The sequence below is a fragment of the Variovorax sp. P1_H12_2 genome (assembly GCF_056405335.1).
In genome coordinates this window covers 1-8,698 of record NZ_JBFUCI010000274.1, presented here as the reverse complement: position 1 = coordinate 8,698, position 8,698 = coordinate 1, and the positions used below count along the sequence as shown (strand labels likewise).

Annotated in this window: 6 protein-coding genes and 1 pseudogene; all 7 read right to left on the bottom strand. The window is 68.1% G+C overall.

The genetic code is table 11. The annotated features are described in order from the left end of the window. Nucleotides 1-112: 112 nt before the first annotated feature. Nucleotides 113-3,295 (bottom strand): efflux RND transporter permease subunit, encoded by a 3,183-nt coding sequence (locus AC1D2K_RS23440; protein WP_478091367.1) that lies wholly within the window; start codon nt 3,293-3,295, stop codon nt 113-115. Beyond that, nucleotides 3,292-4,884, bottom strand: coding sequence for an efflux RND transporter periplasmic adaptor subunit (locus AC1D2K_RS23435; RefSeq protein WP_478091366.1), 1,593 nt, complete (start codon nt 4,882-4,884; stop codon nt 3,292-3,294). The genes AC1D2K_RS23440 and AC1D2K_RS23435 overlap by 4 nt, the downstream gene beginning before the upstream one ends. A 10-nt stretch (nt 4,885-4,894) precedes the next feature. Further along, a complete protein-coding gene (locus AC1D2K_RS23430; RefSeq protein WP_478091365.1) occupies nt 4,895-6,157 on the bottom strand; it encodes an ion channel protein in 1,263 nt (420 codons plus the stop codon). Between the two features lie 10 nt (nt 6,158-6,167). Next, nucleotides 6,168-6,635: a YidH family protein gene (locus tag AC1D2K_RS23425; RefSeq protein ID WP_478091363.1), complete on the bottom strand. Its 468-nt coding sequence runs from the start codon at nt 6,633-6,635 to the stop codon at nt 6,168-6,170. Then, nucleotides 6,625-7,260 (bottom strand): MarC family protein, encoded by a 636-nt coding sequence (locus tag AC1D2K_RS23420; RefSeq protein WP_478091361.1) that lies wholly within the window; start codon nt 7,258-7,260, stop codon nt 6,625-6,627. Before AC1D2K_RS23420 ends, AC1D2K_RS23425 begins: the two co-directional genes overlap by 11 nt. Before the next feature lie 23 nt (nt 7,261-7,283). Beyond that, nucleotides 7,284-8,285 carry an HAD family hydrolase gene (locus AC1D2K_RS23415; protein ID WP_478091360.1) on the bottom strand — a complete coding sequence of 334 codons (1,002 nt, stop codon included), beginning with the start codon at nt 8,283-8,285 and terminating at the stop codon, nt 7,284-7,286. 26 nt (nt 8,286-8,311) lie between these two features. Beyond that, nucleotides 8,312-8,698: pseudogene (locus AC1D2K_RS23410) on the bottom strand (hypothetical protein); the annotation flags it as partial.

Here is an 8,698-nt window from a genome sequence, read left to right as displayed (position 1 = left end):
GTATTGCGCCGGGATGCTCATCTCCGGCCGCTTGTAGTCCGGGCCGAGCATGCAGCCGGCGAGCAGGGCCGCGAGTCCGGCGACCATGCCGGCACGGCCGATGCGGGTCCGGTCAATGCGGGGCATCGACGGCACCTCCCGCATCGGGCGCGGCCGGCCCGGCCGGCGCCTTCCTGGCCGCCGACCGCTCGCTCAGCGTCTCGAAGCCCCAGAAGAACATCGGGATGAAGAAGATCGCGATCATCGTCGCGCCGAGCATGCCGCCGATCACGCCGGTACCCAGCGACTGCCGGCTGGCGGCCGATGCGCCGCTCGCGATCGCCAGCGGGATGCAGCCGAGGATGAAGGCCAGCGAGGTCATGATGATCGGGCGCAGCCTGAGCTTGGCCGCGCCGACGGCCGCTTCGTAGGCCGACATGCCTTCCTTCTCGCGCAGCTCGACCGCGAACTCGAAGATCAGGATCGCGTTCTTGGCCGCCAGCGCGATCAGCACCGTGAGGCCGATCTGGAAGTAGACGTCGTTCTGGATGCCGCGCATCCAGATCGCGGCGATGGCACCGAACAGCGCGAACGGCACCGCCAGCAGCACGCCGATGGGCAGCGTCCATTTCTCGTACTGCGCGGCCAGGATCAGGAACACCATCACCAGCGCGAAGGCGAACACCATGCCGGCCGTGGAGCCGGCCTTGCGTTCCTCGTAGGACTGCCCCGACCAGGCGTACGAGAAGCCCTGCGGCAGCACCTCCCTGGCCACCGCCTCCATGGCGTCGAGCGCCTGGCCCGAGCTGTAGCCGTGCGCGGCATCGCCGGTGATCTTGGCGGCGGTGAAATTGTTGAAGCGCGTGACGATGTCGGCGCCGGTCACGTAGCGGGTCGTCGCCACGGCCTTCAGCGGCACCATCTTGCCGTCGCGGTTGCGCACGAACATGTTCTGCAGGTCGTCCGGCTTGGCGCGGTAGTCCGGCTCGGCCTGCAGGATCACCTGGAACAGCCGGCTGTTCTTCGGGAACTGGCTCACGTAGAGCGAGCCGAACAGCGTCTGCAGCGTGGAGTACACCTCCTGCACCGGCACGCCGAGGCTCTCGGCCCGGTCGCGGTCGACATCGACCAGCAACTGCCGCGAGCGCGTGTTGATGGTGCTGTTGACCCCGCGCAACTCGGGCCGCTGGCGCGCCTTGGCGATGAACTCGCGCGTCACCTCCTCGACCCGCTGCAGGCTGGCGTCGCCTTCGCTCTGGACCCAGAACTCGAAGCCGCCGGTGGTTCCGAGTCCCGGAATCGACGGCGGGTTGACCGGCACCAGCACGCCTTCCTTGAAGGTCGCGAATTCGGCGCTGGCATCCCGGATCAGCGCATCGGCGCGGTCGCCCGGCGCCTGCCGTTCGGCGAAGCCCTTGAGCGACACGAAGAGCACGCCCGCGTTGGACTTGAGCTGCGAGTCGATCAGGCTGAAGCCGGGCACCGAGGCCACCGACTGCACGGACGGCTGCTTGCTGAACCACTGCTGGGCGCGGTCGGTGACCGCCTCGGTGCGGTCCAGGCTGGCCGCATCGGGCATGATCGCCGCGGTGAAGATGTAGCCCTGGTCCTCGACCGGCAGGAAGGTCGATGGCACCTTCTTGAAGAGCCCGAGCATGATGACCACCATGCCGACGATCAGCAGCAGCGAAAAGCCGACCCGCCGGATCGCCAGCCGGGTGGTCGAGGTGTAGCGCTCGGTCAGGTGCTCGAAGCGCCGGTTGAACCAGCCGAAGAAACCCTTCTTCTCGTGCTCGCCGGGCTTCGGCGGCTTCAGGAGAATGGACGCCAGCGCCGGCGACAGCGTCAGCGCCACCAGGCCCGAGAACACCACCGACACCGCGATCGTGATGGCGAACTGCTTGTAGAGCTGCCCCGTGATCCCCGAGAGGAAGGCCACCGGGATGAACACCGCGCACAGCACCAGCACGATGGCGACCACCGGGCCGCTGACCTCGTCCATCGCCTTCTTCGCCGCCTCCTTCGGGCCGAGGCCGAACTCGGCCATGTTGCGCTCGACGTTCTCGACCACCACGATCGCATCGTCGACCACGATGCCGATCGCCAGCACCATGCCGAACAGGGTCAGCATGTTGATCGAGAAGCCCATCGCGGTCATGCCGATGAAGGCGCCGAGGATCGACACCGGCACCGCCAGGATCGGCACCAGCGTGGCCCGGAAGCTCTGCAGGAACAGGAAGACCACCAGCACGACCAGGACCACCGCCTCGATGAAGGTGTGGACCACCTCGTTGATCGACTCGCGCACGAAGTCGGTGGTGTCCAGCGCGATGTCGTAGTCCAGCCCCTCGGGGAAGGTGGGCTTCATTTCGCCGAGCAGCTTCTTCACGTCGGTCGCGACCTGCAGCGCATTGGCGCCGGGCTGCTGGTAGATCGCGATCAGCGTGGCGGTCTTGCCGTTGTACTTGGAGCGGATCGAGTAGTCCTTGGCGCCCAGCTCGGCGCGGCCGATGTCCTTGACCCGGACGATGGCCCCGGTGCCGTGCTGGGCCCGCAGGATGATGTTGTCGAACTGCGAGGGCTCGGTCATCCGGCCCGAGGTGGTGACCGGGATGGTCTGCTGCACCGGCGCCGCGGTCGGCGAAGCGCCGAGCCGGCCGGCCGCGTACTGCTGGTTCTGCGCCGCCACCGCCTGCTGGACGTCGGTCGCCGTCAGGCCCAGGCCGGCCATGCGGTCGGGCTTGAGCCACAGGCGCATCGCGTAGTCGGGCGAGCCGAAGATCGAGCTCTGGTTGGCGCCCGGCACGCGCTTGATCGCGTCCAGCACGTTGATGTTGGCGTAGTTCGCGATGTAGGTCGGGTCGTGGCTGTTGTCGGGCGAATAGATCGCCACGATCATCATGAAGGCCTGCGACTTCTTGGCCACCGAGACGCCCTGGCTGCTGACGGCCGAGGGCAGCGTCGGCAACGCCAGGTTGACCCGGTTCTGCACGTCGACCTGCGCCAGCGACGGGTCGGTGCCGATCTCGAAGAACACCGACAACGTCATGTTGCCGGTCGAGCTCGAGGTCGAGTTCATGTACATCATGCGGTCGGCGCCGTTGACCTGCTGCTCGATCGGCGCCGCCACGTTCTGCGACACCACCTCCGAGCTGGCGCCCGGATAGGTGGCGCTGACCGAGATCTGCGGCGGCGTGATGTCGGGGAACTGCGCGATCGGCAGGTTCAGCATCGCCACCGCGCCGGCCAGCACGATGATGATCGAGATGACCGACGCGAAGATCGGCCGGTCGATGAAGAAGTGGGCGAACTTCATCGCGTCTGCGCCAGCACGACGTCGACCCGGCGTGCCAGCGCAGGCGACTCGGAACCCACCAGGTTCGAGGGCACGTGCAGGACGATGCGCCCGGGCGGCACGCCGGCGGCAATCAGCGCGTCGCGCACGGTTTGTGCGCGCTCCCGGGCCAGCGCCTTGTTGAGCGCCGCATCGCCGCTGGCATCGACATAGCCCTGCACCTCGGCGCGCAAGGCGGGGCGGGACTTGAGCGTCGCGGCGACGCCCAGCAGCCGCGCGCGGCCGGTGGCGTCGAGAACGGCGCGGCCGCGCTCGAAGTAAACGGCATCCTTGTCGGATGCGGGCGCGGATGCGGGCGCGGGTGCGGAGGCGGCGGGCGGCGCGGAAGCGGCGCCCGGGGATGGCGGCTTGGCCGACACCGAAGGCAAGGCTGCCGAGGCGGCCATCGCCAGCGGCTTGTGCTCCGGCAGCGGTGGCGCGGGCACTTCCTTCGCGTTCACCATGACCCCGGGCGCCAGCCGCATGAAGCCGTCGACCACCACCCGCTCGCCGTTCTTGAGGCCGCTGGTCACGAGCCATTGATCGCCGAGCCAGTCGCCGGCTTCCACCGGTCGCTGGATCGCCTTGCCCTCGGCGTCGACCGTCCAGACGAACTGGCTGCGCGGGCCCTGCTGCACCGCCCGCTGCGGCACCACGATCGAGTTCGGCCGGGTGAAGCCGGACACCTTGACACGCACGAACTGGCCGGGGCGCAACTGGCCCTTGGGATTGGGCAGCTCGGCCCGCAGCAGGAAGGTGCCGGTCTCCTGGCTGAAGGCGGCATCGGCGAAGGTGATGCGCCCCTGGGCCGGGAAGGTCGATCCGTCGGCCAGCAGCAGTTCAACGCCGTAGTCGTCGGCCGGCGCCTTCAAGAGCTTGCCTTTCGCGATCTCGTCCTGGACGCGCAGCGACTCGTTCTCGGACAGGCTGAAGTTGACGCGCATCGGATCGAGCTTTGCCACGTAGGTGAGCAAGCTGTTCTGCGCGCTGATGTAGGCGCCGTCCTGGACCTTGGCGAAGGACGAGAGGCCATCGACTGGCGAGGTGATGGTCACGTAGCTGAGGTTCAACTGCACATCGGTGACCTTGGCCGCAGCGGCTTCGACCGCCGCGGCGGCGCCCTGCTCCTGTCCGGTGGCATCGTCGAGGTCCTTGACCGCCAGCGCTTCGTCCGCCACCAGAGGCTTCACGCGCGCCAGGTTGGCGCGTGCCGTGCTCAGACGGGCCTGCTGTTGCGCCAGTTCGGCCCGGGCCGCCTTCAGGCTGGCCTCGAAGGGCTTGGCATCCATCAGGAACATCACTTCGCCGGTCTTGACGAAGGCGCCTTCGGTGTAGACCCGCCGCTCGAGGAAGCCGTTGACGCGGGCCCGGATCTCGACCTGCTGGGAACTCTCGGTCTGCCCCACGAACTCGAAGATCACCGGCACGGTCTGCGTCTTGACGACCTGCACCTCGACCTCGGTGGGCGGCGGCTTCGGCTTCTCCGTTTCCTTCCCGGAACAAGCGGCCAGCAGTGCCACGACCAGCAGCGCAGCGAGAAAAGCCCTGTACCCACTCATCGTTCGGCGCATGGAGACTCCCTCAGCTTTCGGCGGTCGATGGGGCAGGTGCCCTGATCAGCATCTCGGCGCGTCCGGCGAGAACCAGCCACGCCGGCAGGATAACCACGCACAGCAGCGGCAGCAACTCGATGCCGGGGATCATCACCGCGCCCATGAAGAGGCTGAGCCAGCCATCGCGCGTGACCACCAGCGTGAAGCCGAGCACCGAGCAGGCGATCGCCAGGGCCATGGGAACGACCGGGAACAGCTCGTGCACGAGCAGGCCGAAGGCGACGCCGACAAAGACCAGCGGAAAGATGCGCCCGCCCCTGAAGCCGCAGGTGGCTGCGATCAGCACGGCCGCGAGCTTGATGATGACGATCATGGCCAGCCCGGACGCGCTGTAGCTGCCCGCCGTGCTCGCCAGCGTCTTCATCTCGGCCAGGCCCTTGAACATGGTGATCGGGCCGCCGACGATGGCCAGGAGGCCGAGCAGGAAGCCGCCCAGCGTGAGGACCAGCACCGGGTGTCCCATGGCGCGAAAGAGCTTGTGCAGCCGCGGAAACAGCCAGACGCCCGCCATCCCGATGGCGACCGCCGCCACGGCCACGAGCATGCCCAGCCCGATGTCGGGGATCGTCGGATGAAGATAGGGCTCCACCGGCAGCGAGAAATTCATCTCCTCGAACTGCGACATCGTGAGCGCTCCGGCGCCCGCGGCCACCAGCGGCGCGAAAAGCTCGTCCCAGATCGGCTTTTCCTTGTCGTTGCCGCCGCGGCCGACCATCTCGGAGAAGAGCAGCGCCGCGGCGACCGGCGTGCCGAACATCGCGCCGATGGTGCCGGCCGCCGCGAGCATCACCCAGCCCTTGGCCGGCACCTTCGGCATCAGCCGCGCGCCGACCGCCACCGTCAGGCCGACGATGATCGCGATGATCGGGTTTTCCGGCCCCAGGCTCACGCCGCCGGCCAGCGCCAGGATCAGCGCCAGCGCGAGGCTCGGCAGCACACCGACCGCCGTGGGTGGGCCGAACAGCGAGACGGTCGCGGGGTCCGGGCCGGCGTGTCCGGGCAGAAAGCGCACCACCAGGCCGACCGCCAGCCCGGTGAGCGTCAGCACGCCGAGGACCCACCACCACGCGGTGCCCGAAGCGCCGACCATCGGCGGCAGCGTCTGCCAGAGGAAGCGCTGAAGCAGGTTGGCTGCGAGCACCACGACCAGCAGGATGAGGGCGGCCGCCATGCCGACGATGACAGCGGGCGCCGCGAGGGCGAGCATGGTGCGTGCGCGGGAATCGATCATGAGGTCTCGGTCAAAAGGGCCCGGTATCGAAGACCATGCTGAAGATGGCCAGGAAGCCGAGGACCAGCAGCAGCAGCGCCACGACCAGTGTCAGGGAGAGCGGAAACTGGCTCTCGGCATGGATGAGCCCCTGGCTCTTCAGCGTCTTGCGCTCTGCGCGCAGCCCCAGCATGAAAACGCAGTGGTAGGCGATGCCCGAGATCAGCATGGCGATCCCGATCACGACCAGCGCCTCGCCGAAGCGGCGCGGCGCCAGGCTGCTCTTGAGCACCTCGGCGTCGTGCAGCTTCTGGAACACCTGGAAGAGCGTGAAGCCGAAGCCGATCAGTGACAGCGAGGTCCGTATGACCGACATCAGCGTGCGCTCCGCGCTCATGCGCGTGCGCTGGAAGGACATCCCGGTTCGACGGGACGACAGTTCGACCGAAGCGCGGTCCGACGCCGACCCCGGGTCGACCCATGATTTGTCATCCGGCATTCAATGCTCCCAGTTCGCGCAGCGCGACGAAGATGATGCTCACCGCCAGGGCCACCTGAAGCACCCCCAGCACCGCGCCGAGAATCTCCAGCACCATGGCGGCGACCCCGCCCAGCATGCGCCGCGCATAAAGCATGGCGAGCAGGTTCAGCAGCATCACGCCGCCGAGCAACGCGAAGATGGTCAGCGTGCGCTCGATGGTGTGGCTGTTGGCCAGCAGCACGATGAGCGCCGCGATCCCGTAGGGCGTGACCACGGTCGGAAAGGTGATCCGCATCGCCGCTGCGGCGGGCGATGACGGCAACTCCTCCGGCGACGCATGGCCGGGCTGGTATTGCGCCAGCACCATGCGCATGCCGACGACGAAGAAGATCAGGCCGCCTGCCAGCAGCAGCGCCGGCACCGGAATGTCCCAGTTCCGCAGGAGCACTTGCCCGATCAGGGCGCCCAGGACCACCGCCGCCAAGGCGATGGCGAAGGTGCGCAAAGCGATTTCACGCAACGCCTTCTCGTCGAACCCATGGGTGAGCTTGGCGAACGGCCCGATGATCTTGAGCGGCCCCAGCATGACGAACAGCACCGTGAAGATGCCGCCCAGGCCGAGCAGCGAGTTGGTTCCGAGCATGGGATGCCCCTCCTTGATTTTGTCTACTTGTCGAACGGGAACACCTTGTTCCAGTCCTGTTTCATGTCGACCACGGTCCAGCCCCTGGCCTTCGCCTCGTCGAGCGCCTTGTCGAGCTGTCCGATGTGCGAGGCGCGGTCGTAGGCGTACTCGCGCCCGGCGTCGGTGTGATGCACCAGCCCCATGAAGCGCAGCCCGGCGCCGGCGGCGGTCCACTCGAGCATCTGCTGGTCGCCGTCGGAATTGCCGAAGGCGAGGATCGGGCGCCGGCCGATGAAGCGCTGGATGCCCACCGGTTTGCCCGCATGGTCGTCGACCAGGTCGATCTTCGCGAGCTTGAGCAGCACCGGCCGGCCGTCGCTGCCCTTCTTGAAGGCCAGCTGCCCGGTCGAGCCCACCACCTGCTCGGGCGGGATGCCGTAGACCTTCTCGGTGAAGACGCGCATGAACTCGACGCCGCCGCCCGAGACGATGAAGGTCTTGAAGCCGTTCTCGCGCAGGTAGGCGAGCAGTTCCAGCATCGGCTGGTAGACCAGCTCCTCATAGGGCCGCTTGAAGCGCGGATGGCGGGCCTGCGCGAGCCATTGCGCCACGGTGTCCGCGAACTGCTCGGTCGTCATGCCGGCATGGGTCGCGGCCATCACCTGCATCAGGCCTTTCTCGCCCGAAGCCGCGAAGGCCTTCAGGTCGCCTTTCAGGATCGCATCGAAGGGCGGCGTGGTCTTCCACTCCGGGTGCTTCGGCGCCAGCGCCCTCACGCGATCGAGCGCGAAGGCGAACTGCACGTAGACCGGCTGTTCGATCCACAGCGTGCCGTCGTTGTCGAAGACCGCGATGCGCTCGGCCGGCGGCACGAAGGTCGGCGCGCCCGGGGTCGTGACGTCGGCCACGAACTTCAGGATCGACTGCCTGGCCGCGCCGTCGTTCCACGACGGCAGTCCCTGCGCCTGCGCGACCGCGGCTGCGGCAAGCAGCAAGGCGGCGGACAGCAAGCGCCGCAGCGTGTGCGTGACGCGGGCGTTCATGGTCTGGGCTCCATGGATTCTCGGGCCTATCGGCGGCGGAAGCCACCACCACCGCCACGGAAGCCGCCGCCACCGCCGCGAAACTCGCCGCCGCCGCCGAATCCCCCGGCGTGGGAATCGCCGCTGAACGAACGGTTCATGTTCATCGACGACTGGTGCAGCTCACCCGTGCGCTGGGCGCCGAAGTCGCGCGCGCTGCGCTCGCTGTCGAGTTGCGAGAAACCCTGCTCGCCGCCTGCCGCCCGGCCCTCCCAGCCGCCCGGCGTGGCTTTCTGCCAGCCGTCGCCGGTGTTGCGGTAGACATTGCCGTCCTTGCCGGCATAGACGTCGTTGCCGACATGGCCGACCGTGCCGCCGCCCTCCCCGGTGGCCCGGCCGTAGGTGGTCACCTGGCCGCTGTTGTGGTTGTAGAC

Coding starts and splice junctions, on each gene's coding strand:
- AC1D2K_RS23440 (WP_478091367.1), bottom strand. CDS start 3,295: ATGAAGTTCGCCCACTTCTTCATCGACCGGCCGATCTTCGCGTCGGTC.
- AC1D2K_RS23435 (WP_478091366.1), bottom strand. CDS start 4,884: ATGCGCCGAACGATGAGTGGGTACAGGGCTTTTCTCGCTGCGCTGCTG.
- AC1D2K_RS23430 (WP_478091365.1), bottom strand. CDS start 6,157: ATGATCGATTCCCGCGCACGCACCATGCTCGCCCTCGCGGCGCCCGCT.
- AC1D2K_RS23425 (WP_478091363.1), bottom strand. CDS start 6,635: ATGCCGGATGACAAATCATGGGTCGACCCGGGGTCGGCGTCGGACCGC.
- AC1D2K_RS23420 (WP_478091361.1), bottom strand. CDS start 7,260: ATGCTCGGAACCAACTCGCTGCTCGGCCTGGGCGGCATCTTCACGGTG.
- AC1D2K_RS23415 (WP_478091360.1), bottom strand. CDS start 8,285: ATGAACGCCCGCGTCACGCACACGCTGCGGCGCTTGCTGTCCGCCGCC.